This is a genomic window from Zhihengliuella salsuginis (genome assembly GCF_014651715.1).
Taxonomy (GTDB): domain Bacteria; phylum Actinomycetota; class Actinomycetes; order Actinomycetales; family Micrococcaceae; genus Zhihengliuella; species Zhihengliuella salsuginis.
Map to the genome: position 1 here is coordinate 92,164 of NZ_BMXK01000003.1, position 24,555 is coordinate 116,718.

A 24,555-nucleotide genomic window follows, 5' to 3' on the forward strand; every position below is an offset into this window, starting at 1 on the left:
CTCCTCATTGGATTGACAGGTTCAGCCTGCGCCCCAGGGGATTCACGGGAGTTTCACGGGAGCCTCGGATACAGTGAGGAAGATGCCTGAGCTGCGATTCGGTGTCCTCGGGGAGCTCGAAGTACTCGTCGACGGGCGCGAGCGCGTCGTACCGCCCGGTCGTCGACGGGCCCTGTTGACGTGCTTGCTGGTGCACGCCGGATTTCCGGTCTCGGCCGACGCGCTGATCGAAGCGGTGTGGCGCGATGATTCGCCGCAGGACCCGCCCAAGGCGCTGCGCACGGTCCTCTCCCGCCTCCGCACGGTGCTGGGCCGCGACGCGATCGAGACCGGACCAGCCGGCTACAGGATTGCGGGCGCGACGGTCGACGCCGAGGAGTTCGAGGTCCTGGTGGAGCGGGCCAGAACGGCGGAGGCGCGCCTGGCCGGCGACCTCCTCGGACGGGCGCTGGCCCTGTGGCGCGGGCCGGCCTACGGGGAGTACGCCGACGCGCCCTTCGCCACGACCGCTGCCATGCGCCTGGACCAGCTGCGGTGGGACGCCGTGGAGTCGCGCGCCGGAGCGCTCGTCCACGCCGGCGAGCCGGGTGCGGCCGCGGTGCTGCTGGAGGGGATGCTGTCCGAGCAGCCGTTCCGCGAGCATGCGGTGGAACTGTTCGTCACGGCCCTGTACCACGCGGGCCGCCAGACCGAGGCGCTGGAGCGGCTGCGGGCCTACCGTGCCCGCCTCGGAGCGGAGCTGGGGCTCGACCCCTCGCCGGAACTCGAGTCGTTGGAGGCGCGCGTCCTCGGGCACGTGCTGGCACCGGTCCGCGCCGAGGCGCCGGGTGTGCCCGAGTGGTTGGACACCTCGACCGCGTTCGTCGGCCGCGAGGACGAGCTGGCCGACCTCGTCGCCGCCGTCTCGGAGAACCGGATCTCCGTCGTCACGGGCCCCGGAGGGGTCGGCAAGACCCGGCTCGCGGCCGAGTCGATCGCAGCCCTGCACGCCCGGCTGGGTCTCCCGGTCGCAGTGGTCGAACTCGCGCCGGTCACGGCGGGGCGGGTCGCGATGGCGGTGGCGGATGTGCTCGGCCTGCGGCCGGCGACCGGCTCCGGGCCCGTCCCGGTCGTCGACGACATCGTGGAATACCTCGGTGCGGCCCCGCGGTTGCTGGTGCTCGACAATTGCGAACACGTGCGGGACGAGGTCGCGTCGCTGGCGTCCGCCATCGCCCGGCGCTGCCGGGCCGCGCGGGTACTGGTCACGAGCCGGCGGCGTCTCGGTCTGACATCGGAGCTGGTCGTCCCGCTCGGCCCCCTGCGCGTTCCCGCCCCGGGCTCCAGCGTCGGCGAGCAGAGCACGTCGGCCTCCGTCCGGCTGTTCGGCGACCGGGTCCGCCGGCTGCGGTCCGCCTTCGCCGTCACCGACGCCAACGTCGTCGAGGTGGCCGAGGTGTGCCGCCGCTGCGAGGGCCTTCCGCTGGCTATCGAACTCGCGGCGTCCCGGACCGCGACCGCGGATGTCCGTGGTGTGCTCGCCCGGATCCCGGGGGAGATCGTCGGCGGGTCGGGGAGACTGCGGGCGGTGGTGGCATGGTCCTATCAACTGCTCGACTCCGCCCAGCAGGCTCTGCTCGATTCCCTTTCCATCTTCGCCGGGGACTTCTCCTCCGACGCGGCTGCCGGCCTCATGGCGCATGTTCCCGGGTGGTCGGGCGATGTGGGCCCACTGCTCGCCGAACTGGTCGAGTCCTCGCTCGTCGTGCACCACGAGTCGGCTGAGGGCTCCCGCTACAGGCTGCTGGAGATGGTCAGGATCTTCGCCGGGCACCGTCTGGAGGAGACCGGGCGCACGGCAGCTACCGGATCCGCGCACGGCGCATGGGTGCGAGACGTGGTGACCCGGATCCGGGACGACTGGCCGCGGGTCGACGGCGCCGTCGCGGCCGGACGCCTGACCGGATGCAGTGCGGAGGTGGGCAGCGCTCTGCGCCGCGCGCTCGACGCCGGGGAACTCGTTCCGGCTTCGGAGATCACGCACGCGGTGGCGCGCTGCCTGCACTGGACGCCCAGCCTGGCACTGCGCGACCTGGTGATCGAGGTCGGGCAGCGTGGGGCAGCGGCCCCGGCCCCCGACGTTGCGGGCGGGATCGCCGCCGCTGCGTTCTCCCTCGGCGAGCAGGGCGAGCCGGCGAACGCCCGGAGGCTCGGAACCATCGCCCTGGAGGCGTCCCGGGATCCCGATTCAGGGGCCACCGCGACGTTGGCCCTCGCCGTGGCCGCGATGTACGCCGGGGACCTCGCGGATTCTGCGCGGTGGTTCCGCGGGCTCGCCCGCCTCCCCGCGTTCACCGGGGAGGCGAACACCTCGCTGGCTCTGATCGACTGCTACTCCGACGACCTGGCCGGTGCGCGGGAGCACGCGGAGATAGCGCTCGTCGCCGCCCCGTCGGGCAGCGACGCGTCCGCTGCCTTCGCCCGGTATGCCGCGGGTGAAGTCACGGCGCGGACCGACCCGTCGAGCGGTGCGGCACTGCTGGCGGACGCGGCCTCGGAGGCCGACCGCGTGGGTGCGGAACAGGTCGGCCGCGTCGCCCGGGTGGCGCTCTTCGCCCTGCTGGTGCGCGCTGGCCGACATGCCGAAGCAATCGACCTGGGGTCCGGTCTCGTGGTCCGATTGCGCCGACTGGGTGCGTGGACGCAGGTAGGGACCCTGCTGCGGCTGCTCGCCGAACTTCTCGCCGAAACGACGCGGTGGTCCGACGCGGCGTTCTTCCTCGCCGCGGCCCGGGGTGCCGCCACCGCGCCGAGACCCGTCGGCCAGGACATCGAACGGTACCGCCGGCTCGAGGCAGTGCTGTCCGACCGATTGGGCGCCCGCGTCGTCGAGCAGATCGAGACGATGGTTGCGGCAGTTCCACGGGCGCAGGTCCTCACCCGGGCCGAGCGGACCCTGACCGCGCTCCAGGCCGACAGGTCAGCCGCGGCGGGGATCTGAGACGTCGGAAACGTGTACGGCCGGTTTGCGGACCGGCAGCAGCAGGGCCAGCCCGGCGACCAGGACCACCAGGATCCCGAGGATGCCGAAGCGCTGCGCCTCGCCCTGGCCGACGTGCGGCGTCGCAAACACGATGGCGAGCGTGAACATCCCGGGGGCCATGAAGCTGACGGCCCGGCCCGTCGTGGCGTAGAGGCCGAAGATCTCGCCTTCGCGGCCCTCATCGGCCAGGCGGGCGATGTACGCGCGGGAGGACGACTGCGCCGGCCCGACGAAGAAGGTCAGCGCCAGCCCGAAGATCCAGAAGCCGGTGGTCGGTTCCGCGAACGTGACCGGGGCCAGGAAGACGCCGAGGCCGGCGACGATCAGCCCGAGCAGGGCGGCGACGATCACGGCCTTCGGCCCGACCCGGTCGTCGAGCACGCCGCCGATGAGTGCTCCGAGGGCGGCGACCACGTTGCCGACGATCGCGAAGATGATCACCTCGGACGTCTCGAAGCCGAAGGTCCCCGCCGCCACGATGCCGCCGAACGTGAAGACGGCCGCCAGCCCGTCGCGGAACACGGCCGACGCGAGCAGGAAGTACAGCGTGTGCCGGCTGGTGCGGAACAGGCGCGCGATGTGCCGGCCGAGCTGCCGGTAGCTCTCCAGGATGCTGACCTTCCCGATGGCGACGGTCCGTTTGTTCTCCGGGACCGCGAAAAGGACCGGCAGGGCGAAGGCGAAGAACCAGAGCGCCGAGAAGACGGCGACGAGGCGGAGGTTGAAGGCGTTGTCCTCGCTGGCACCGGGCCAGTCGAAGGCGGGCTGGACGAAGCCGAAGAGCACGATCGCCAGGGCGAGGATGCCGCCGAGGTACCCCATCGACCAGCCGAACCCGGAGACGCGGCCGATCGTGGCCGGCGTCGAGATCTGGGGGAGCATCGCGTAGTAGTTCACGGTCGCGAACTCGGCGAACACGCTGGAGAGGGCGATCAGGGTGATGCCGAAAACCAGGAAACCGGGTTCCGGATAGACGAAGAAGCAGGCCGCCGTCGTCAGGGCCACCAGGACCGAGTTGACCCCCAGCCAGAAGCGCCGGCGCCCGCCGGCATCCGAGCGCTGGCCGGTCACGGGCGCGAGCAGCGCGATGGCGAAGCCGGCGATCGCGAGTCCCGTGCCGAGGGCGGCGGAGTTCTCGTCCACGTCGCCGAAGGTCGAGCTGGTGAGGTAGACCGTGAAGACGAAGGTCGTCATCACCGCGTTGATCGCCGCGGAACCCCAGTCCCACGAGGCCCAGGCGAGTACCTGCTTCGTGAAGAGCCGGGGCCGCTGCGTGTCCATCTTCGAAGCATAGTGCGCATTGCGTCACAGCGGCTATCGAGAAAATCAGGATAAGCTGGCCCAAGCCGATTTAAAGGGGGCGAATATGCTCGTCGTGACGACTGCGCTCTTCGTCGCGGCATTTGCAGCACCGCTGGTCTTCCGCCGTCTCGGCCGCAGCACCTTCTACGTCCTCGCCGCCGTCCCCGCCGCGGGCCTGGTCTGGCTCCTCGCGCAGCTGCCGGCCGTGCTGGCCGCCGAGCAGACGGCGCCGACCGGGAGCGATTCGGCGCCCCCCGGGTTCTCCGTCCCGTGGATCCCGGCGCTCGACGTCCACTTCGCCTTCCGCCTCGACGCCCTCTCCGCGCTGCTGGGGATACTGGTCCTCGGGGTCGGCGCACTCGTGCTGTTCTACTGCGCGCGGTACTTCAAGAACGACGATCCGAACATCGGGCCGTTCGGCGCCCAGCTGACGGCGTTCGCGGCCTCCATGTTCGGTCTCGTGACCGCTGACGACCTGATCGTGCTCTTCATCTTCTGGGAGCTGACGACGGTGCTGTCGTACCTGCTCATCGGATATGCCAGAACACGCATATATGCACGTCGGTCGGCGCTCCAGGCACTGATCGTCACGACCTTCGGCGGCCTGTCCATGCTGCTGGGCCTCGTCCTGCTCGGCCAGCTCGCCGGCACCTACCGGCTCTCGTCGATCCTCGCGGCCGCGGCAGACGGGGTCCCGGAGCTCGCCGGTACGGCGGCCGACATCGCCATCGCGCTCATCCTCGTCGGCGCGGTCTCCAAATCAGCGCTCGTGCCGTTCCACTTCTGGCTGCCCGGTGCGATGGCCGCCCCGACGCCGGTCTCCGCCTACCTGCACGCCGCCGCCATGGTGAAGGCGGGCGTCTACCTGATCGCCCGGCTCGCGCCGGGATTCAGCACGACGGCGTTCTGGCACCCCACGCTCATCGTCCTCGGCCTCGCGACCCTGTTCGTGGGCGGTTGGAGGGCGCTGCGCCAGACCGACATCAAGCTGATCCTGGCCTACGGCACCGTCTCCCAGCTCGGCTTCCTGATCGTGGTGACCGCGATCGGCACGCCGGACGCCGCGCTGGCGGCGATGGCCCTGCTGACGGCGCACGCCCTCTTCAAAGCGGCCCTGTTCCTGATCGTGGGCATCATCGACCACCAGACCGGGACGCGCGACGTGCGCAAGCTCTCCGGGCTCGCCCGCAGCGCCCCGAAACTGTTCGTCGTCTCCCTGCTCAGCGCCGCGTCCATGGCCGGGCTGCCGCCCCTCTTCGGGTTCGTCGCCAAAGAGGCGGTCTTCGAGTCGGTGCTCGCCGCTCCCTCCCTGGCGGACGGGCGGTTCCTCGGCCTCGGGGTCGCCGGGTGGGTGCTGGTCGGGATCGTGGCGGGCTCCGTGCTGACCTTCGCCTACAGCGCCCGCTTCGTCTGGGGCGCGTTCGCGACCAAGGCCTCGGTCCCCGCCACGGAGTTCCGCCCCGTCGCCTGGATGTTCCTCGCGGCCCCCGCGGTCCTGACGGCCGGCACGGTCGTGCTGGCGTGGATCCCGGGTACCGTCGAGACGCTGGCGGCCCCGTATGCGGGGCTGTTCGGCGAGTCGCCCGAGCCGATCCACCTGGGCCTGTGGCACGGGCTGACGCCCGCGCTGGGCCTCTCGGCCGTCGTCGTGCTGGGGGGTGCGGCGATGTTCGCGGCGCGCGGCGCCGTCGCGCGGGTCCAGGACAAGCTGTATCCGCTGATCGACGCGGAGAAGTTCTACCGGTACACCATCGGCGGGCTGGACAACGTGGCGGTCTGGGTCACGGGCCGCACGCAGAGCGGTTCGCTGCAGTACTACCTGATGGTCATCCTCATCGTCGGCGGCGCGACGCCGGCGGTCGCCGCGATCTTCATGGAGCAGCCCGTGCCGCTCTCCGCCCTCGCCTTCGAGACGCCCACCCAGCTGGTGATCGGACTGTGCATGATCGCCGGGGCGCTGCTGGCGGTGCGGGCGAACAAGCGGTTCCTCGCGGTCCTCATGGTCGGCGTGACCGGGTACGGCATGGCGATCATCTTCGCGCTGCACGGGGCGCCGGACCTGGCGCTGACCCAGCTGCTCGTCGAGACGATCGTGCTGGTCGCGATGGTCCTCGCGCTGCGCAGCCTGCCGGCCCGCCTGTGGGAGTCGAACCCGTCGGGCAAGAAGTGGCTGCGCGCCGTCATCGGCATCGGCTTCGCGGCCGTCATGGTCGCCATCGCCGTCGCCGCGCAGGCCGGCCGCGTCGCGGACCCGATCTCGCTGAGTCTGCCGAAGATGGCCTACGAGATCGGCAACGGGCACAACATCGTCAACGTCATCCTGGTGGACATCCGCGCCTGGGACACCTTCGGGGAGATCACCGTCCTGGTCGCCGCCGCGACCGGCGTCGCCAGCCTGATCTACGTGCGCGGGCGCGGCGACGGCGGGCGCGCGACCGCCGACGTGGAGCCGGGCTCCGTCGGCCGCGGAACCGAGCACATCCACTCGTCGTCGCGGAGGACGGCCGCGCTGGCCATCGCGCGCCACTTCGCCGAGTCGGCCCGCGAGGCCTGGATCGTGGCGGGCCGGACGCTGGCCCCGGAGCGCCGGTCGATCATCTTCGAGGTCGTCACGCGGCTGCTCTTCCACTCGCTGCTGCTCATCAGCGTCTACCTCCTGCTGGCCGGTCACAACCTGCCCGGCGGCGGCTTCGCCGGCGGCCTGCTGGCCGGGCTCGCGTTCGTGATCCGCTACCTCGCCGGCGGGCGGTACGAGCTGGCCGAGGCCACTCCCATCAGCCCCGGAACGCTGCTCGGCCTCGGCCTGGCGATCGCGGCGACCAGCGTCGTGGGTCCCGTGCTGGTGGGCGGCGAGCTCTTCCAGTCGGCCGCCCTCGAGTTCGTGCTGCCGGTCTTCGGCGAGCACAAGTTCGTCACGTCCACGATCTTCGACGTCGGCGTCTACCTCGTGGTGATCGGGCTCGTCCTCGACGTGATCCGCAGCCTCGGCTCGGAGATCGACGAGCGCTCCGAAGGGCGCGGCATCACCGAACGGCACGACGACGTGCACGGCACGACCGAGGGGGCGGCCCGATGACCACCACCGCGATTCTGGCGAGCGTCGCCGAGGACGTCTCCGACACCAACGATCCGATGAGCATCAACGTGCTCCTCCTGCTGGTCATGGGCGTGCTCTTCGCGACCGGCATCTACCTGCTGCTGGAGCGCAGCCTGACCCGCGTGCTGCTCGGGATCATCCTCGTCGGGAACGCGGTGAACCTGCTGATCGTCATCGCGGGCGGCCCGGCCGGGCTGGCACCGCTCTACGAGAAGGACATCCCGCCTGAGGAGTACGCCGACCCGCTGCCGCAGGCGCTGGTGCTGACGGCCATCGTCATCACGTTCGCTGTGACGGCCTTCATGCTCGCGCTGATCTACCGTTCCTGGGTCATCGCGAAGCGCGACGAGGTCGTGGACGACGACGAGGACCTCCGCATCGCCGAGAAGGGCCACTTCGACGTCGAAGAGGACGCCGAGGTCGCCGCCGACACCAGCGAGTTCACGCAGGACGACGTCGACGCCAAGGGGGCGCGCCCGTGATCCACACAGTGCTCGCGTTCCTCGCGTCCGTCGCCCCGGTGGCCGTCGCGCTGCCGATCTTCGGCGCCGCGCTCGCGTTCGTGCTGCGCCGCAACCCGCGGGCCCAGCGCATCATCACCATCGGCGCCCTCAGCCTGACGCTGCTGTTCGAGATCTCCCTCCTGGCCTCGGCCGCGACGCACGGGACCCAGGCCGTCCAGCTGGGCGGCTGGGAGGCCCCGTTCGGCATCAGCATGGTGGTCGACGAGTTCTCGGCCCTGATGCTCGTCGTCTCGACGGCGGTGTCGCTGGCGGTTCTCGTCTACGCGACGGCGCAGGGCATCGCCGACGGCGACGAGGACGGCCCGATCTCGATCTTCCACCCGACCTACCTCGTGCTGGTCGCGGGTATCTCGAACGCCTTCCTCGCCGGCGACCTCTTCAACCTCTACGTCGGGTTCGAGATCCTGCTGACGGCGTCCTACGTCCTGCTCACCCTCGGCGGGACGGCCCCGCGCATCCGGGCGGGCATCACCTACGTCGTCGTCTCCGTGGTGTCCTCGGTGCTGTTCCTCATCGCGATCGGCATGATCTACGCGGCGACCGGCACGGTGAACATGGCCGACCTCGGCCTCAAGCTCGGCGAGCTCGCCCCGGGCCTGCAGATGGTCCTGCACCTGATGCTGCTGGTCGCGTTCGGCGTCAAGGCGGCCGTCTTCCCGCTGTCCTTCTGGCTGCCGGACTCCTACCCGACGGCGCCCGCGCCGGTGACGGCCGTGTTCGCGGGCCTGCTCACCAAGGTCGGCGTCTACGCGATGGTCCGCACCGAGACCCTGCTCTTCCCGGGCGACCGCATCAACACCCTGCTGATGATCGTGGCGCTGCTGACCATGCTCGTCGGGATCCTCGGCGCGATCGCCCAGCAGGACATCAAGCGACTGCTCTCGTTCACGCTGACCAGCCACATCGGCTACATGGTCTTCGGTCTCGGCGTCGGCAACGTGGCGGCCCTCGGTGCCACCGTCTACTACGTCGCCCACCACATCATCGTCCAGACCTCTCTCTTCCTCGTCACCGGCCTCATCGAGCGCCGGGCCGGCAGCTCGAGCGTGGACCGGCTGGGGTCGCTGGCGAAGCTCTCCCCGCTGCTGGCGATCCTCTTCTTCGTGCCGGCGATGAACCTCGCCGGCATCCCGCCGTTCTCCGGGTTCCTCGGCAAGCTCGGCCTGATGCAGGGCGGCGTCTCCCTCGGCACCCCGGTCGCCTGGATCCTGCTCGCGGGTGCCGTCGTCACCTCGCTGCTGACGCTGCTCGCGGTGGCCCGCGTGTGGAACCGGGCGTTCTGGCGCCGAGCGGAGGACGCCGAGGATCCCCACCCGCAACTGCTGGCGTCCCTCGCGGAGGAGGACGGCACGACGGCGGTCGCCACCCGCCGTCGGACGCTGCCGGCGACGATGGTGGGGGCGACGGCGGCGCTCGTCGCCCTGGGCGTGGCGCTCACCGTGTTCGCGGGGCCGCTGTTCGAGTTCTCCGACCAGGCGGCGCGGCACATGTACGAGCGCACCCCCTACATCGAGGCCGTCCTGGGGCCGGACGCCTTCGAAGGGTACGTCCCGGACCCGCGCAGCCCAGAATTCGTCGGAGGTGAGGGGCCGTGATGCGCCAGGCCACCGAACGCGAGCGCAGGGTCCGGCACGTCAAGGCGGTCCTGCGGCGCCGGCGCCGGCGGTTCGCGGTCGAGCTGCCGCTGATCGTCGGCATGACCCTGCTGTGGGGGTCGATGTGGATCGACTTCAGCGCGGGGAACCTGATCTTCGGGTTCCTGATCTCGCTCGGGATCGTCTCCGCGTTCCGGCTGCCCCCGGTCCACATCTCCGGCCGGTTCAACCTCTGGCAGGCGCTGCGGTTCGTGCTCTGGTTCCTCGGAGACGTCCTCGTGGCGAGCCTGCAGGTGTTCCGCCTGGCGCTCTTCCGCGGCCCGCGGGTGCGCTCGGCGATCATCGGCGTGCCGCTGCGCAGCCACGACGACCTCATGGTGACCCTCGTCGCGCACACGCTCACCCTGATCCCCGGGTCGGTTGTGGTGGAGGTCGACCGCCGCTCCTCGACCCTCTACATGCACGTGCTGAATGTGGCCACCGACGACGACGCGGAGTCGTTCCGGGCCTCGGCGCGCAACACCGAGGCCCGGCTGATCCGGGTGATGGGCACGCGCGCCCAACTGGACGAGCTGAAGAAGGAGGACGCCTGATGCTGGTAGTCGCCGCCTGGATCTCCGGGATCCTGCTCGGCCTGGCCACGGTCCTGGTGATCGTCCGCATGATGCGCGGGCCGTCGATCCTGGAGCGGGCCATCGCCATGGACGTGCTGCTCGCGATCATCATCGCCGCCCTCTGCGTCGACATGGCCGTCAACCACCACACCAACCACCTGGCGTTCGTGGTCGTGGCCTGCGTGCTCGGATTCATCGGATCCGTGACGATCTCGCGCTACGTGACCGATCGGAGGAACTCGTGATGTGGGAGACCATCCGCGATGTCGCGACCGCGATCTGCCTGGTCGCCGGGTCGCTCATGTCCTTCGCCGCCGCGCTCGGCATGCTCCGGTTCCCGGACCTGCTCTCGCGCATGCACGCGGCGACGAAGCCGCAGGTGCTCGGACTGCTGCTGCTGCTGACCGCCGTCGCGCTGCAGACGGCCAGCTGGGGAACCGTGCCGATCCTCGTCTTCGCGTGGCTCCTGCAGCTGGTCACGGCGCCCGTCAGCGCGCACATGGTCAGCCGCGCCGGGTACCGCACCCGGCACCTGAAGCGGGAGACGCTCGAGCGCGACGAGCTCGACGCCGTCGTCACCGCCCACTCCGACCGGGTGGACTGACACGGAGCAGCCGGAGACGCCGAGAGGGCGGCGGAGGCACGACCCGGCGGGGTGTGCGTCCGCCGCCCTCTCGACGGGCAGCGCGCGGAGGGAGGCCCTAGACCTCGTCCGCGGTCCGCTTGAAGTACGTGATGGCGTTGTCGGTCCCGCGCTTCGTCAGGACCTGGATCACCGAGGCAACGACCGCCGAGGCGACGGCGAAGCCGATGGCCTGGCGCAGGCTGGCCTCGGCCTGGGCCTCCTCGTCGCCGGGCTTCGGCGGCTTCTGACCGGTGGCTTTGAGCCAGACGGTGTCGAGAATCTTCGAGCCGGCGAAACCGGCGCCGAACGAAACCGCGGTCCCGAGCAGCTTCAGAATCAGGTTCACGTGCATTACTCCCGTCGTGGCTTGGCGATTACCCGCCCAGCATAGCGCGGGGCTACACTGGCCAGCACATCACCAACGACAGGGGAGCGTTTGCCATCGCGGCAGAACGCTGAGAGTGCGCGTCAGGCGCAGACCCTCGAACCTGATCCGGCTAGTACCGGCGAAGGGAGTCGAGATCTCTTGGGACGCCAGCAGTGCGTCCTCCCCTCCTTGCCATCCAAGGAGGAACACCATGGCAGCACCATCCGCCATCCTGCCGGCGAAGCGCACCTGGCGCGTCGTCGACATCGTCATCGCATCCGTCATCGCCGTCGTCTCCGGCGTCATCTTCTGGGCGTGGAACTTCTCCTACGCGGGCCTCGAGTTCCTGTGGGTCGCGTTCCCGCCGTCGTCCGGGCTGGTCCTGGGGATGTGGCTGTTCCCGGCCGTCGTCGGCGGGCTGATCATCCGCAAGCCCGGCGCCGCGCTCTACTGCGAGGTCGTCGCGGCCGCCACCGAGATGTTCATGGGCTCCCAGTTCGGCATGACGGTCCTGATCTCCGGGCTCGTCCAGGGGCTCGGCGCCGAGGCCGCGTTCGCTGCGGTCCGGTACCGGCGCTTCGGCCTGCCCAGCGCCCTGCTCGCCGGCTTCGGTGCGGCGCTCTTCGCCGCGGTCAACGCCCTGTTCATCGTGAACTGGTACCCCGCGTACACGCTGCCCATGAAGTTCTCCTACATGGGCTTCTGCCTGGTCTCCGGCCTGGTCATCGCGGGACTGCTCTCGTGGATCGCCACCCGGGCGCTGGCCAGGACGGGCGCGCTGTCCTCGGTCGCCTCGCGCGGGGCCGCGCGGGAACCGGTCGGGGGCTGAGATGAGGACGGTCGATCCCGCACCCCGCCTCGCCGGGGCGGAGATCGTCGCCTCCGGGTGGGGGTGGCGCCACGCTGACCGCACGAAGCCGGCCGTCTCCGGCCTCGATCTGCGGGTCGCCCCGGGCGAGCGCGTCCTGGTGGTCGGCCCGTCCGGCGCCGGCAAGTCGACGCTGCTGCACGCGCTCGCCGGTGTGATCCACGAGGACGACGAGGAGTCCGAGTCCGCCGGCAGCCTGACCGTCGACGGCGTGCCCGCCCACGAGCTCAAGGGCGCCACGGGCCTGATGCAGCAGGACCCGGAGACCCAGGTGGTCCAGTCGACGGTCGGCGACGACGTCGCCTTCGGCTGCGAGAACCACGCCGTCCCGCGTGAGCAGATCCCGGCCCGCGTGGCCGGCGCACTGGACGCGGTCGGGCTCGACGTCGGGCTCGACGCGTCCACCTCCGCGCTCTCCGGCGGCCAGAAGCAGCGGCTCGCGCTCGCGGGCCTGCTCGCGATGGCCCCGAAGGTGCTCCTGCTCGACGAGCCCACCGCCAACCTCGACCCGGACGGCGTGGGCGAGGTGCGCGACGCCGTCGTGCGCGTCCTGGACTCCACGGGGGCGACCGCCGTGATCGTCGAGCACCGGCTCGCCGCGTGGGCGCCGCACGTGGACCGCGTGCTCGTGCTCGAACCCGGCGGCGGGATCGTCGCCGCCGGCACCCCCGGGGAGCTGTTCGCGCCCGGGCCCGTCCGGGAACGGCTGATCGCCGCCGGGGTCTGGGTGCCCGGCTACGTGCCCGAGCTCCCCGCCGTGCCCGCCTCGCACAGGGCCAGCGCCGACCGCACGACGGCGGCGCGGCTGTCCGCGCTCGACCTCGCGGTCGGACGCGGCAACCCGAAGAAGAACGGCATCCCGGCGCTCACCGGGATCGGGCTCGACCTGACCGCCGGCCGGGCGATCTGCGTGACCGGCCCGAACGGGGCGGGCAAGTCGACGCTGGCGCTCACGCTGGGCGGGCTGCTGCCCGAGTTCGGCGGCGAGCTCTCCTTCGCGGAGGGGACGGACGGGGAGCCGGCGCGTCCGTATGCGTGGCGGGCCGGGGAACTGGTGAGCCGCATCGGGTCGGTCTTCCAGGAGCCGGAGCACCAGTTCGTCGCGCAGACAGTGCGGGAGGAGCTCGAATACGGGCAGCGCCATGCGCGCGGGACCGACGGTCGGCCCCTGCTGGGCGAGGCCCGGATCGCGGCCCGTACCGACGAGCTGCTCGCCCGGCTCGGGTTGGCGGACCTGGCCGACGCCAACCCCTTCACGCTGTCCGGTGGGGAGAAGCGGCGGCTGTCCGTGGCGGCCGTTCTGGCGACCCGCCCCCGCATGCTGATCCTCGACGAGCCGACGTTCGGGCAGGACGCGAACACGTGGCGCGAGCTGGCCGTGCTGCTCCGCGCGGAGCGGGAAGCGGGCACCGCGATCGTCGCGGTCACCCACGACGAGCACTTCGCGCACGCGATCGGCGCCGAACAGATCGACGTGCGGGACCTGGGCGACGGCGTCGTGGCGGCGGGGGACCGAGGAGCGGCGCAGCCGTCGCGGCTCTCGCTGGAGCCGGGCCGCCGGGCCGCGGCCAGTTTCCTCGGGAGGGCGAACCCGCTCGCGAAGCTCGCGGCGGTGGCGCTCGCGACCACCCCGGTGGTCGTGTCCCTGGACTTCGTGAGCGCGTCCGTGGTGGTCGCCGCGACGCTCGCCATGCTGCCGCTGTCCGGCGTGCGGATCCGGGACTTCCTGGTCCGTGCGTGGCCGCTGCTGGTCGCCGGGCTCTTCGCCGCGTGGGGCACGACGCTGGTGGGGAGAACGTCCGGGGCCATGCTGATCGACACCGGGCCCGTCACGATCTCCACGGGATCGCTCGAGGCGGGCATCGCCACGGGCGTGCGCATCTTCGCGGTGGCGCTTCCGGCGGTCCTGGTGATCGCCAGCACCAATCCGACGGATCTGGCGAACGGTCTGGCGCAGAAACTGCGGCTGCCGCACCGGTTCGTCCTGGGCGCGCTGGCGGCGATGCGGCTCGTCGGCCTGCTGGCGGAGGAGTGGCAGGTGCTGTCCATGGCGCGGCGGGCGCGCGGGGTCGGCTCCCACGGCAGCGCGTGGCAGCGCACCAGGGCCAACGCGGGGCAGGCGTTCTCGCTGATCGTCCAGGCGATCCGGCGGGCGTCGCGGCTCGCCGTCAGCATGGAGGCCAAGGGCTTCGGCGGGCCCGAGCGAACGTGGGCCCGGGAATCGGTGTTCCGCCCGCGGGACGCGGCGATCGTGCTGACGGGTCTGCTGGTGGGCGGCGCGGCCGTTGCGGCCGCGCTGGCCGCGGGGACGTGGAACGTGGTCTGGACCTCGTGATCCGTCCCGCCGCCGGGCGCCTGCGCTCCCGGCGGCGGGCGGCCTAGTTGATCGAGTCCACCATCGCCGAGAGGTCGGCCGTCAGCTCCGCGTCGGTGCTGATGGCCTCGCCGTCGAGCGAGTTGACCGGCGCCAGCAGCCGCACGCTGGAGACGAGCCAGACGCCCGCGGCCTCGCGCAGGTGCCGCGGCTCCACCGGCCCGTAGCCCAGCTCCCAGCCGGCCGACTTCGCGGCCGCGAAGATCGCGCCCTGCGTCGTCCCGGGCAGGATCCCGGTCTCCAGGGTCGGCGTCACGAGGCGCTTGACCTCGTGCCCGTCCGCGTCCGTCTCGCGGGTCGCCAGGAGGACGGTCGACGTCGGCCCCTCGAGCACGCGGCCGTCGGAGGAGGTGAAGATGACGTCGTCGGCCCCGTTGCGCTTCGCGTGGCGGATCGCGGCCATGTTGACCGCGTAGGAGAGCGTTTTCGCGCCCATCAGCAGCCACGGTGCGCGCTCGGCGACCGTCGAGTCGTAGCCGCGGTCCAGCAGCAGCACGTCCACGCCGGTCTCGCGCTGGCGCAGGCCGAGCTCCGGGGCGGGGGAGACGGTCACCCACGCGGAGCCGTAGTCGTGCACGCCGTCGGCGGACTCGGCGCCGCGGGTCGCGATCAGCTTGACCACGGACTCGGACGGTCCGGCCCCCGGGGAGGCGGCGGCGTCGTACTGCGAGACCGCCGTGGCGATCGCCGCGCGCCACGCGCCGGCCGACGGGATGATCAGGTCGGTGACCTGCGCGGACACGGCCATGCGGGACAGGTGCATCTCCAGCTTGCGGACCCTGCCGCCCGTGTAGAGCGCGGACTCGAAGATGCCGTCGCCGCGGGTGACCCCCGCGTCGAGGACGGACAGCTGCGGGGCATCGGGATCGGCCACGCGGCCGCCCGGATGCGCGGGATCGACGAACACCAAGACAGTCATGGCCCCCAGATTACTCTGGTGCGCGCCCGCACGCCGCCGCCGGCCGGTTCCGACTAGGCTGTAGGGAATAGATCACAGGGTGCTGGGCCGGGACGACGGCGTCGCGGGCGCCCGAGGAGTGTCGCGAGGAGGTGCCGACGTGGTCAGCCTGCTGGAGCGCCTGGGCGAGCTGCCCTTCTGGCTGATCGCGCTCGCATGGGTGATCGACGTCGGGATCCGCGTGGTCATGCTCGGAATCGTGCCGGGCAACCGGCGTCCGACGACGGCGATGGCCTGGCTGCTCGCGATCTTCTTCATCCCTGCCGTGGGCCTGGCCCTCTTCCTGCTCTTCGGGAACTTCCGGCTCTCCGAGCGGCGCGTGCGGCGCCAGCTCGAGATCAACAAGCAGGTGCTCGACTACACCCAGCACCTGGAGAGCGACGACGCCCTCGACATGGTGCCGCCGGCCATCGCCTCCGCCGTGGCCCTGAACCGCCGGCTCGGCGCGTTCCCCCTGGACGCGGGCAACAAGTTCGAGTTCGTGACGGACTACCGCGAGTCCCTCGAGCAGATGACGGCGGCCGTCGACGCGGCCGAGCAGTACGTCCACGTGCAGTTCTACATCATCGGCGACGACCCGGAGTATGTCGGCCCGTTCCTGGCCGCGCTCGAGCGGGCGGTGGGGCGCGGGGTCAAGGTGCGCCTGCTGTTCGACCACCTCGGCACCCTGCGCGTGAAGGGGTACGGCGACCTGCTCGAGCGGATGACGGCCGCCGGCATCGAGTGGCGGGCGATGCTGCCGATCTCCCCGCGCACGCGCCAGTGGCGCCGCCCGGACCTGCGCAACCACCGCAAGATGGTCGTCGTCGACGGCGACGTCGCGTTCACGGGCAGCCAGAACCTCATCGAGCCCGGCTACAAGCGCGGATCAGCCCACAAGATCGGCCGCGAGTGGGTGGACCTGATGGCGCGCGTGACGGGGCCGATGGTGACGGGTCTCGACGTCGTGTTCGCGACCGACTGGTCGCAGGAAGCCGGCGACGACGACCTGCTCGACGACGTCGTCAGCGGCGGCGTCGCGCCCGATGCGGGCAGCGTGACGGCCCAGATCGTGCCGAGCGGACCCGGGTTCGAGTCGGAGAACAACCTGCGCCTGTTCAACACGCTGATCTACGGCGCGCTCGAGAAGCTGACGATCACCAGCCCCTATTTCATTCCCGACGACTCCCTGCTCTACGCGATCACGACGGCGGCCCAGCGCGGCGTGCACGTCGAGCTGTTCGTCTCCGAGAAGACCGACCAGTTCCTGGTGCACCACGCCCAGCAGTCCTACTACGGCCAGCTGCTGGTCGCCGGCGTGCGGATCTTCCGCTACCAGGCACCGATCGTGCTGCACACCAAGTGCTTCACCGTGGACGACGACGTCGCCGTCTTCGGCTCCTCCAACATGGACATGCGCTCGTTCTCGCTCAACCGGGAGGTCTCGCTCATGCTGGTCGGGGAGGATGCGGTGCAGGAGCTCGACCGGGTCCAGGCCGAGTACCGCGAGAACTCGACCGAGCTGACGCTGATCGAGTGGATGCACCGGCCGCGGCTGGCCAAGTGGGTCGACAACGCGTGCCGCCTGACGGCCACCCTGCAGTAGTCAGCCGGGGAAGTCGGCGTCCAGCGCGCTGAGCACCCCGAACGCCTTGGTGCGGACCTCGTCCCATTCCTCCTCGGGCACCGAATCCGCGGTCACGGCGCCGCCGACGCCCATCGACAGGGCGCAGCCGGCGTCGTCGTACTCCATGACCAGGGTCCGGATGACGACCGACGTGTCCGCCGCGCCCCCGTCCGCGAAGTAGCCGAGCGCCCCCGAGTACACGCCGCGCGCCGCGCCGTCCTCGAGCTCGTCGAGGATCGCCATCGTGGAGATCTTCGGGGCGCCGGTCATCGAGCCCGGCGGGAACGCGGCGGCGAGCGCCTCGGCCCGCGAGGCCCCGGGGCGCAGGCGCGCGTCGATCGTGGAGACCATCTGGTGCACGCTCGCATACGACTCGATGTGGCACAGCCGCGGCACGTGCAGCGTGGTCGGGTCCGCGTTCCTGACCAGGTCGTTGCGCAGCAGGTCCACGATCATGATGTTCTCCGCGCGGTCCTTCGCGCTCATCGCGAGGTCCTGCTTGAGCCCGGCATCCTCCGTGGGGTCCACGGCGCGGCGGCGGGTGCCCTTGATCGGCTCCGCGCGCATCCACCCGTCCGCGCCGATGCGCAGGAACCGCTCCGGCGAGGTGCCCGCGATCGCCACCTGCCCGAAGCGCGCGAACACCGCGAACGGCGCCGGGTTCTGCGCCCGCAGCCGCAGGTAGGCGGCCCACGCGTCCCAGCCGGGCACGCGCGTGCTCAGGCGGGTGGTCACGCAGACCTCGTAGCTGTTGCCGTCGGCGATCTGCGCCTGCGCCGCGCGCACCTTCGCCAGGTACTCCTCCCGGGTGTCGCGGCAGGAGAAGACCGGCGCCGTGTCCAGCGTGGGCGTCAGGGGCACGACGCCGGCGCTCACCCGCAACGCCTCGCGGGCCCGCTCGCCCCAGTCGGCGTCCGCGTCGTCTCCGCGGTCGGTCGTGATGAGCCAGGCGCGGCGCTCGTGGTGGTCGATCACCACGGCGCGGTCCGCCCGGAAGAGGGCCGCGTCCGGGGTCGGGGAGGCGAGGGTCGAGCCGCCGGATTCGCGCTTGAGCTCGTAGCCGAGCCAGCCGACCCAGCCGGTCCGGAAGTCGCAGCCGCTCTCCGCGAGGGACGCGGCGCCGTTGCCGGTCAGCTCCGGTTCGGCCGCGTCCCAGACGCGGTCCAGCCACGCAAAGAACGGGCCGGGCACGCGTGCGGTGGCCCGGCCGGTCGTCACGGTCGTGAGCGCGCCGGTGCCCGTCAGGCGGTGCTCGGCGAGCTGCCGGTGCAGCGGCGCGGAGGCGTCGGCGAGGATGCTGTAGCGGTTGCGTCCTCCCGGGTCCTCGGCCCCGGGGTTGGACGCCTCGAGCAGGAGCGCGTGTTCGGCGAGGTCGTCACCCGGCTCGTTCTCGGGGCTGACCCCGGGGTAGAGCCGGCCGAAGACCTCGGCGGCGACCACCGCGCCCGCCGGGACGCGCAGGTCGGGTTCGAGGCCGCCGTCGTCCAGGGCCCCGGCGCCGAGGTGCACCTCCTCCACGCTCACGGGGTGGGCGGAGCGCTCGGCGGCCTCGGCCGCGAGCGGCTCGTGCAGCTGCGGCAGGTGCAGCAGGGCCGACAGCGCGTCGTCGATCGCCGCCTCGTCCCCGCTCTGGGAGACCACGACGTCGGCGGCGTCCTCGGGCGTCCGCCCGCCGGCGGTCTCGGCGGCGAGCCAGCGGGACTCCTGGCCCGCCCACGTCTGCCAGAAGGGCTCGTACGTGGCGCCGTCGCGGGCGAGCGCGCGTTCGCGCCGGACGTCGTCGTCCTCGCTCACCCAGATCAGGGCGTCGAGCAGGCCGCGCGCGGCGCGCGCACCGGCGCCGACCCCCTCCACGACGACGATCTCCGCGGACCGGCTGATGCGGGCCGCGCCCTCGGCGCCGGCCTCCCAGTCCCAGGCGCGCCACTCGGCGTCGCGGCCATCGGCCAGCTCGGGCAGGATCCGCGTGGCGTAGGCCTCGACGCCCTCGGCGAGGCCCTCCCACCCGGGGTAGATGTCCTCGAGGTGGAAGAGCGTGACGGTGCGGTGCCGGCGAAGACGCGTGACGAGCTCGAGGGCCAGGGTGCTCTTGCCCGCGCCGGAGCGGCCGTCGACGGCGATGACCACAGGCCGGGGAGACCGCGGCGAGCGCGGGTGGGCCGGGTGGCCGGGTGTCGCGGAGGGCACCGGGGCCTCAGGCCTGGGACTCGTGGGAGTCGTCGCTGGTGCTCTCGTCGCGCACGAACTCGACGATGCCCTCCAGCGCGCCGTTGATCAGGACGTAGGTGGTCTCGAAGTCGGCCTCGTCCCCGTACCAGGGGTCGTAGATCCCCTGGTCAGCGGGCCCGCGGTCGGCCACGTCCGGGTCGAAGGAGCGCAGCATCCTCACCTTCGCCTCGGCCTCGGGGCCGGGGGCGCCACGGCGCAGGTGGGTGTAGTGGTCGGTATCGAGGGCGAGGATCAGGTCGGACGCGTCGTAGTCGGCGGGCGTGAACTGGCGGGCGACGTGCTCCGCGGCGTCGATGCCGTGCTCCGTCAGCAGGTCGCGGGCGCGGTCGTCGACCGGGTTGCCGACCTCCCACGCGGTGACGGCGCTGGAGACGACCTCGATCCCCTCGATCCCGGCCTTCTCCAGCTCGGCGCGGAGGAGGTACTCGGCCATGGGGGAGCGGCAGATGTTGCCCGTGCAGACGGCGTTGATGCGGAACATGAGAACAGTCTAGGAAAAGCGGCCGCCGAATGCGCCCCTGCCGCGCATCGGCCGGCCGCGTCGCCTACGCCTGGACCTCGGCGGCCGCCTGGAACAGCAGGGCGACGCCGGCGGCGCCCGCGTCCGGTTCGCCCGCCCCGCGTCCGGCGACGTAGGTGGCCCGCCCCCGTTTGGCCTCCAGTTCGGCCGTGGCCCGGGCGGCCTCGTCCGCTGCCCGCGCGCCCTCGGCGAAGCCGGACTGCAGCGCCTTCGCGGCCGGGGCCAGCACGTCGACGATGGTCCGGTCGCCCGGCTCCGCCCCGCCCACGCGCTGGATCGCGGCGCAGCCCTCGGCCGTTCCGCGGGCCCAGGCCGCCGCCGCGTCGTCGCCGGCCCCCTGGTGCCGGTGGGCGTGGTCGAGCCACTTGAACAGCAGGCCCAGGAGGGGCCCGCTCGTCCCGCCGACCCCGTCGAGGAAGGCGCGCTCGGCGGCCGCCAGGCCGGAATAGCCGTGGTTCATCAGCTGCAGCGCCTCCCGGAGCCCGCCGCGGAGGTTGTCCCCGAAGTCGCCGTCGCCCGCCACCCGGTCCAACCGGGTCAGCTCCTCGTAGTTCTCCTCGACCAGCTCGGCGAACCGGCGGACGACGTCGTCCTGCAGCTTGTGCCGGGCCTGGTCCGCGGGATCGGCCGTCGCCGCGGGAAGTGTCTGGGAGGGCTCCGCGTCCGGGACCGGCTGGCGGACGAGGGCCTCCGGCGCTGCTCCGGAGTCCGCCAGGCCCGCCGGGAACGACGGCGTGATCGACGGCCCCTCCCAGTAGGGCAGCCATTCGGGACGCAGCCGGGTCAGCGTGATGGAGAACCCGGTCATGTCCAGGGCGGCGACGTAGTTGCCGACCAGCCGGGCGTCCACCGCCTCCCCGGCGCGGGACAGGCGGTCGGAGGCCGCGGCGTACACGTTGAGCAGCTCGAGCTGCGTCGTCGCGCCCAGCCCGTTGACGAAGAGCAGGAGGCCGCCGTCCCCGGGCACCTGCTCGAGCACCTCGTCGACCATCTTCGCCACCAGAGACTCGAAGCCCGGCCGCTCGATCGAGGCGGCCGCCCGCTCGCCGTGGATGCCGACCCCGTACTCGAGGTGTCCGGGATCGAGCTCGAACGCGTCGTCGCCGGTGTGGAAATCGGTCTGGGCGCGCGCGGCGACGGCGACGCTGCGCGAGTGCTCGACGACGTCGGCCCCCAGCGCGGCGAGTTCGTCCAGGGACAGGCCGGCGTCGGCGGCGGCGCCGAGGATCTTCTCGACGACGACCGTCGCCCCCGTGCCGCGGCGCCCGGTCGCGGTGTCGTCGGCATCCGTGGCGACGTCGTCGTCAACCAGGACCGTGGCGACCTCGACGCCCTCCGCGGCCAGGCGCTCGGCGGCGATGGCGAAGTTGATGACGTCGCCCGTGTAGTTCTTCACGATGTGCAGGACGCCCCCGGGGCCCGCGACGGCGCGTGAGGCGGCGTGGATCTGCGTGTTGTGCGGGGAGGCGAACACGGCTCCCGGGACGGCCGCGTCCAGCATGCCCACGCCGAGGAACCCGGCGTGCAGCGGCTCGTGCCCGGAGCCGCCGCCGGAGACCAGGCCGACCTGGCGCCGGGTGCAGCGCCGCACCGACGTGGCGAATAGCGGGTCCTCGTTCACCGCGACCAGGTTCGGTTGCGCGGCGGCGAATCCGCGCAGGGCGGTCTCGATGGGCGTGGCGGACAGGAAGGGCAGGCTCATGGTCGTTTCTCCCACAGGGTGACGGCGTCGGTCACGCTCACCGTAGCCGCCGGTGCGCTCGCCGTGCCAGAGGACCCCCACGCCGCGTGCCCGACCGCGGCGCCCGCCGCCCGGTGGCGGGGTCAGTGCGTGAAGGCGAGCAGGACCGCGACGAAGATGAAGAGCGTGCCGAACGTCAGGTTCATGATGCGCTGCCCACGCGCCCCGCGCGTGAACCGCCGGAAGGACTTCGCCGCCGCGGCGAAGAAGAACCACATGACCAGGACGTCGACGGCCATGACCGTGCCGATGAAGACCATGTACTGCGGCAGGACGGGGGAGTCGGGCCGGATGAACTGCGGCGTGAAGGCGAGGAAGAAGATGATCGCCTTCGGGTTGAGCAGGTTCACCAGCAGCCCGCGCCGGAACATCGAGAGGAACGGCTCCCGGCCCCGCTGGTCTACGGGGGCGGTGTCTGCGTCGGGCTTGGCCAGCAGCAGCCGCACCCCGAGATAGACCAGGTAGGCGGCGCCGCCGTAGCGGACGACGTTGAACGCGATCGGCGAGCTCGCCACCAGGAGCCCGACGCCGGCGGCGACGACGATCACGTGCAGCAGCAGCGCCGCCTGCTGGCCGAGGATGCCCCAGAACGAGCGGCGGAACCCGGAGTTGATCGCGTTCGTCATCGTGTTGATGGCGCCCGCGCCGGGGGTGAAGCTGATGAGGATGCAGGCGCCCAGGAGGGACAGCCAGACGGAGAAAGTCACGTGGAAATGCTAAGGGGTCGGCTGCCCGCGCCGTTATTCACGGGATGACTGGCTCCGGGCGCGCGCCGGCGCTGGTAGACTTGGATGATTGTGGCTGCCCCGTCGACCATCGGCGGGATGAAACCGTGCGCGATCACCGCGCCGGAATCGAGACGCCATGCGTCGATAATTCTGCTTTCTTTGACAACGCGCCGACATGCAGCGCGCTCCTCAAGACTTCAGTGTTCTTCGGCGATCCACCGCGGGCCACCACGGCCCGCCTACCGAAAGCACTTAGATGACTAATACTTTTGCTTCCCTCGGCGTGCCCGAGTTCCTTTCCTCCGTCCTGTCCGCACAGGGCATCACCGAGGCCTTCCCCATCCAGACGGCCACGCTGCCGTCGACGCTCGCCGGGCGCGACGTCCTCGGCCGCGGCCAGACCGGATCCGGCAAGACGCTGGCGTTCGCGCTGCCCCTGGTCGCCCGCCTGTCCGCCGACGAGCGGCCGCGCCGCGCCCGATTCCCCCGCGCCCTCATCATGGCGCCGACCCGCGAGCTCGCGACGCAGATCTCCCGCGCCGTGATCCCGCTGGCCGAGGCCGCCAAGCTGCGCACCGCCGTCGTGTTCGGCGGCGTCTCCCAGGTCCGCCAGGAGAAGGAGCTGAACGCGGGCGTCGACATCCTCATCGCCTGCCCGGGCCGCCTGAACGACCTGATGGGCCAGAACATCGTCGACCTCTCCCGCGTCGAGATCTCCATCCTGGACGAGGCCGACCACATGGCCGACATGGGCTTCCTGCCCGTCGTCCGCCGCATCCTGGACAAGGTGCCGAGCGGCATCCAGCACATGCTGTTCTCCGCGACCCTGGACAACGGCGTGGACAAGCTCGTCACCCGGTACCTCTCCAGCCCGGTCACCCACTCGGTCGATGCGCCGCAGGCCGCCGTGAACACCATGGAGCACAAGGTCTTCATGGTGGACGCGGACCTGAAGAAGGAGCTCGTCCGCGAGCTCGCCGCCGGCACGGGGCGCCGCATCATGTTCATGCGCACCAAGCACCACGCCAAGAAGATGGCCCTGTGGCTGTCCAAGGCGGGCGTTCCCGCGGTGGACCTGCACGGCAACCTGAGCCAGAACGCGCGCGACCGCAACCTCGCGGCCTTCTCCGACGGATCGGCCAACGTCCTGGTCGCCACCGACGTGGCCGCCCGCGGCGTGCACGTCGACGGCGTCGAGCTCGTGGTCCACATCGATCCGCCCACCGAGCACAAGGCGTACCTGCACCGCTCCGGCCGCACCGCGCGCGCCGGATCGGACGGCACGGTCGTCACGATCGCGACCCCGGATCAGCGCCGCGACGTCACCCAGCTGCTCAAGGCCGCCGGGATCAAGGTCCCGTTCGAGACCGTCACGCCCGAGGCGGCAGCAGTCGCCGCGGTGCGCGGACGCAAGGCCGAGCACGTCGAGTACGAGGCGCCCGTCCGCCAACAGCCGGCTCGCAAGCCCCAGCGCGCCGCCGGCTCCGCGGCCGAGGGTGAGAAGTCGACTAGTGGCTCCCGCAACCGCCGTGGCGGCCGGGGCCGCGGCCGCGCGGCGGGCCAGCCGGTCGCCAGCCACGAGGGCCGCCAGCCGGGCCAGCGTTCCGGTGAATCCCGCGGTTCGGGTGAGTCCCGTGGTGCGGGTCAGCCGGCCTCCCGCGGCGAGGGCGGCCGCCAGCGCAGCACGACGTCGGCCGGTGCCGGCCGCCGTCGTGCACGCAACCGGGGCGGCCGCGCCGCCTGATCGGCGCGCAGCCCGGTAGACGACCGAGGGCCGTCGGCGAGACTTTCGAGTCCCGCCGGCGGCCCTCGTCGCGTCCGGGTGCACCCGGAGCGCCGGACCGGCCGGGCGGTCAGTCGCGGCCGCCGGGGTCCGCGGCCTGCTCGATGGTGGTGGCGGCACGGCTCAGGAAGCCGTCGATCAGCCGCAGCTCGTCCTCGGTGTAGGAGTCCGCGAGGGTGCCCAGTGCGGAGGCCAGCGGGCGGAAGATGCGCGAGCCGGTCGACCGGGCCTCGTCCGTGGCGAGGACCGCGACCCGGCGGCGGTCGCGGGCGTCGCGTTCGCGGCTGACGTGGCCGTGGCCCTCCAGGCGGTCGATCAGGGCGGTCGTCGCCGGGGCGGACAACCCGAGGCGGGCGGCGAGCTCCGAGGCCGTCAGCGGCGCGTCAGCGTCCTGGTTGCGGAGGATCTCGTTCAGCGCGTGCAGATCCGTCCGGTGGACGCCGTCCGTCCGCGCCGCGACATCGACGTAGCGCTCCGAGGCGAGGGCGATCTCCTGGAGATTCCGTGCCAGCGACCACCGCAGCCGGGCGGCCTCGGGCAGTGCCGCCGGCACGGACGGGGCCGGTCCTGCGGGTGGATCGTCGGTCACTCGTGGGCTCCTC

At 72.0% G+C, this 24,555-nt stretch carries 19 protein-coding genes and 1 riboswitch; of the genes, 11 read left to right on the forward strand and 8 right to left on the reverse strand.

What is annotated here, in order from left to right:
- Window positions 1–82 precede the first annotated feature (82 nt).
- On the forward strand, window positions 83–2,980 hold the full coding sequence (locus IE069_RS04030) for an ATP-binding protein (protein ID WP_189348835.1): 2,898 nt from the start codon (window positions 83–85) through the stop codon (window positions 2,978–2,980).
- On the opposite strand, the gene IE069_RS04035 is transcribed toward IE069_RS04030, so the two are convergent.
- The gene (locus IE069_RS04035; protein WP_189348836.1) at window positions 2,960–4,303 is read right to left on the reverse strand and encodes an MFS transporter; all 1,344 of its coding nucleotides are present in this window, start codon (window positions 4,301–4,303) and stop codon (window positions 2,960–2,962) included. The genes IE069_RS04030 and IE069_RS04035 overlap by 21 nt on opposite strands.
- Before the next feature lie 85 nt (window positions 4,304–4,388).
- Here IE069_RS04035 and IE069_RS04040 point away from each other — a divergent pair, with 85 nt between their 5' ends.
- Genes IE069_RS04040 through mnhG form a run of 6 tightly spaced genes read left to right on the forward strand, consistent with a single transcriptional unit; the run spans window position 4,389 to window position 10,758 of the window.
- Window positions 4,389–7,400 (forward strand): Na+/H+ antiporter subunit A, encoded by a 3,012-nt coding sequence (locus IE069_RS04040; RefSeq protein WP_189348837.1) that lies wholly within the window; start codon window positions 4,389–4,391, stop codon window positions 7,398–7,400.
- Window positions 7,397–7,903 carry a Na(+)/H(+) antiporter subunit C gene (locus tag IE069_RS15560; RefSeq protein ID WP_308425371.1) on the forward strand — a complete coding sequence of 169 codons (507 nt, stop codon included), beginning with the start codon at window positions 7,397–7,399 and terminating at the stop codon, window positions 7,901–7,903. The genes IE069_RS04040 and IE069_RS15560 overlap by 4 nt, the downstream gene beginning before the upstream one ends.
- Entirely contained in the window at window positions 7,900–9,540 is a 1,641-nt protein-coding gene (locus tag IE069_RS04045; protein WP_229790931.1) for a Na+/H+ antiporter subunit D, read from the forward strand. The genes IE069_RS15560 and IE069_RS04045 overlap by 4 nt, the downstream gene beginning before the upstream one ends.
- A complete protein-coding gene (locus IE069_RS04050; protein WP_189348994.1) occupies window positions 9,540–10,133 on the forward strand; it encodes a Na+/H+ antiporter subunit E in 594 nt (197 codons plus the stop codon). Before IE069_RS04045 ends, IE069_RS04050 begins: the two co-directional genes overlap by 1 nt.
- Window positions 10,133–10,399, forward strand: a complete 267-nt coding sequence (locus IE069_RS04055) for an MrpF/PhaF family protein (RefSeq protein WP_189348838.1) — start codon at window positions 10,133–10,135, stop codon at window positions 10,397–10,399. The genes IE069_RS04050 and IE069_RS04055 overlap by 1 nt, the downstream gene beginning before the upstream one ends.
- Complete coding sequence (gene mnhG / locus IE069_RS04060) at window positions 10,399–10,758, forward strand: monovalent cation/H(+) antiporter subunit G (protein WP_189348839.1); 360 nt, start codon at window positions 10,399–10,401, stop codon at window positions 10,756–10,758. Before IE069_RS04055 ends, mnhG begins: the two co-directional genes overlap by 1 nt.
- 97 nt (window positions 10,759–10,855) lie before the next feature.
- Here mnhG and IE069_RS04065 read toward each other — a convergent pair whose 3' ends face one another.
- Window positions 10,856–11,125, reverse strand: a complete 270-nt coding sequence (locus tag IE069_RS04065; protein ID WP_189348840.1) for a DUF4235 domain-containing protein — start codon at window positions 11,123–11,125, stop codon at window positions 10,856–10,858.
- 70 nt (window positions 11,126–11,195) lie between these two features.
- Window positions 11,196–11,311, forward strand: a riboswitch (TPP riboswitch).
- 46 nt (window positions 11,312–11,357) lie between these two features.
- Here IE069_RS04065 and IE069_RS04070 point away from each other — a divergent pair.
- Window positions 11,358–11,975: an ECF transporter S component gene (locus IE069_RS04070; protein ID WP_189348841.1), complete on the forward strand. Its 618-nt coding sequence runs from the start codon at window positions 11,358–11,360 to the stop codon at window positions 11,973–11,975.
- A 1-nt stretch (window position 11,976) separates the two neighbouring features.
- Window positions 11,977–14,349 carry an ATP-binding cassette domain-containing protein gene (locus IE069_RS04075; RefSeq protein ID WP_189348842.1) on the forward strand — a complete coding sequence of 791 codons (2,373 nt, stop codon included), beginning with the start codon at window positions 11,977–11,979 and terminating at the stop codon, window positions 14,347–14,349.
- Window positions 14,350–14,392: 43 nt separating this feature from the next.
- Here the strand turns inward: IE069_RS04075 and IE069_RS04080 are convergent, their stop codons facing one another.
- Window positions 14,393–15,307, reverse strand: coding sequence for an aminodeoxychorismate lyase (locus tag IE069_RS04080; protein ID WP_189348843.1), 915 nt, complete (start codon window positions 15,305–15,307; stop codon window positions 14,393–14,395).
- 226 nt (window positions 15,308–15,533) lie between these two features.
- On the opposite strand from IE069_RS04080, the gene cls reads away from it, so the two are divergent.
- A complete protein-coding gene (gene cls, locus IE069_RS04085; RefSeq protein ID WP_229790955.1) occupies window positions 15,534–16,931 on the forward strand; it encodes a cardiolipin synthase in 1,398 nt (465 codons plus the stop codon).
- On the opposite strand, the gene IE069_RS04090 is transcribed toward cls, so the two are convergent.
- The 4 genes from IE069_RS04090 to IE069_RS04105 all read right to left on the reverse strand — a co-directional run bounded on the left by IE069_RS04090 (window position 16,932) and on the right by IE069_RS04105 (window position 22,149).
- The gene (locus IE069_RS04090; protein ID WP_229790933.1) at window positions 16,932–19,079 is read right to left on the reverse strand and encodes a chorismate-binding protein; all 2,148 of its coding nucleotides are present in this window, start codon (window positions 19,077–19,079) and stop codon (window positions 16,932–16,934) included.
- Between the two features lie 67 nt (window positions 19,080–19,146).
- On the reverse strand, window positions 19,147–19,662 hold the full coding sequence (locus IE069_RS04095) for a low molecular weight protein-tyrosine-phosphatase (RefSeq protein WP_189348845.1): 516 nt from the start codon (window positions 19,660–19,662) through the stop codon (window positions 19,147–19,149).
- Window positions 19,663–19,726: 64 nt separating this feature from the next.
- Window positions 19,727–21,403 (reverse strand): dihydroxyacetone kinase subunit DhaK, encoded by a 1,677-nt coding sequence (locus tag IE069_RS04100; protein WP_189348846.1) that lies wholly within the window; start codon window positions 21,401–21,403, stop codon window positions 19,727–19,729.
- Window positions 21,404–21,525: 122 nt separating this feature from the next.
- Window positions 21,526–22,149, reverse strand: a complete 624-nt coding sequence (locus tag IE069_RS04105; protein ID WP_189348847.1) for a LysE family transporter — start codon at window positions 22,147–22,149, stop codon at window positions 21,526–21,528.
- A gap of 277 nt (window positions 22,150–22,426) precedes the next feature.
- Here IE069_RS04105 and IE069_RS04110 point away from each other — a divergent pair, with 277 nt between their 5' ends.
- Entirely contained in the window at window positions 22,427–23,914 is a 1,488-nt protein-coding gene (locus IE069_RS04110; protein WP_189348848.1) for a DEAD/DEAH box helicase, read from the forward strand.
- A gap of 109 nt (window positions 23,915–24,023) precedes the next feature.
- Here the strand turns inward: IE069_RS04110 and IE069_RS04115 are convergent, their stop codons facing one another.
- Complete coding sequence (locus IE069_RS04115; RefSeq protein WP_189348849.1) at window positions 24,024–24,542, reverse strand: MarR family winged helix-turn-helix transcriptional regulator; 519 nt, start codon at window positions 24,540–24,542, stop codon at window positions 24,024–24,026.
- Window positions 24,543–24,555: the final 13 nt, after the last annotated feature.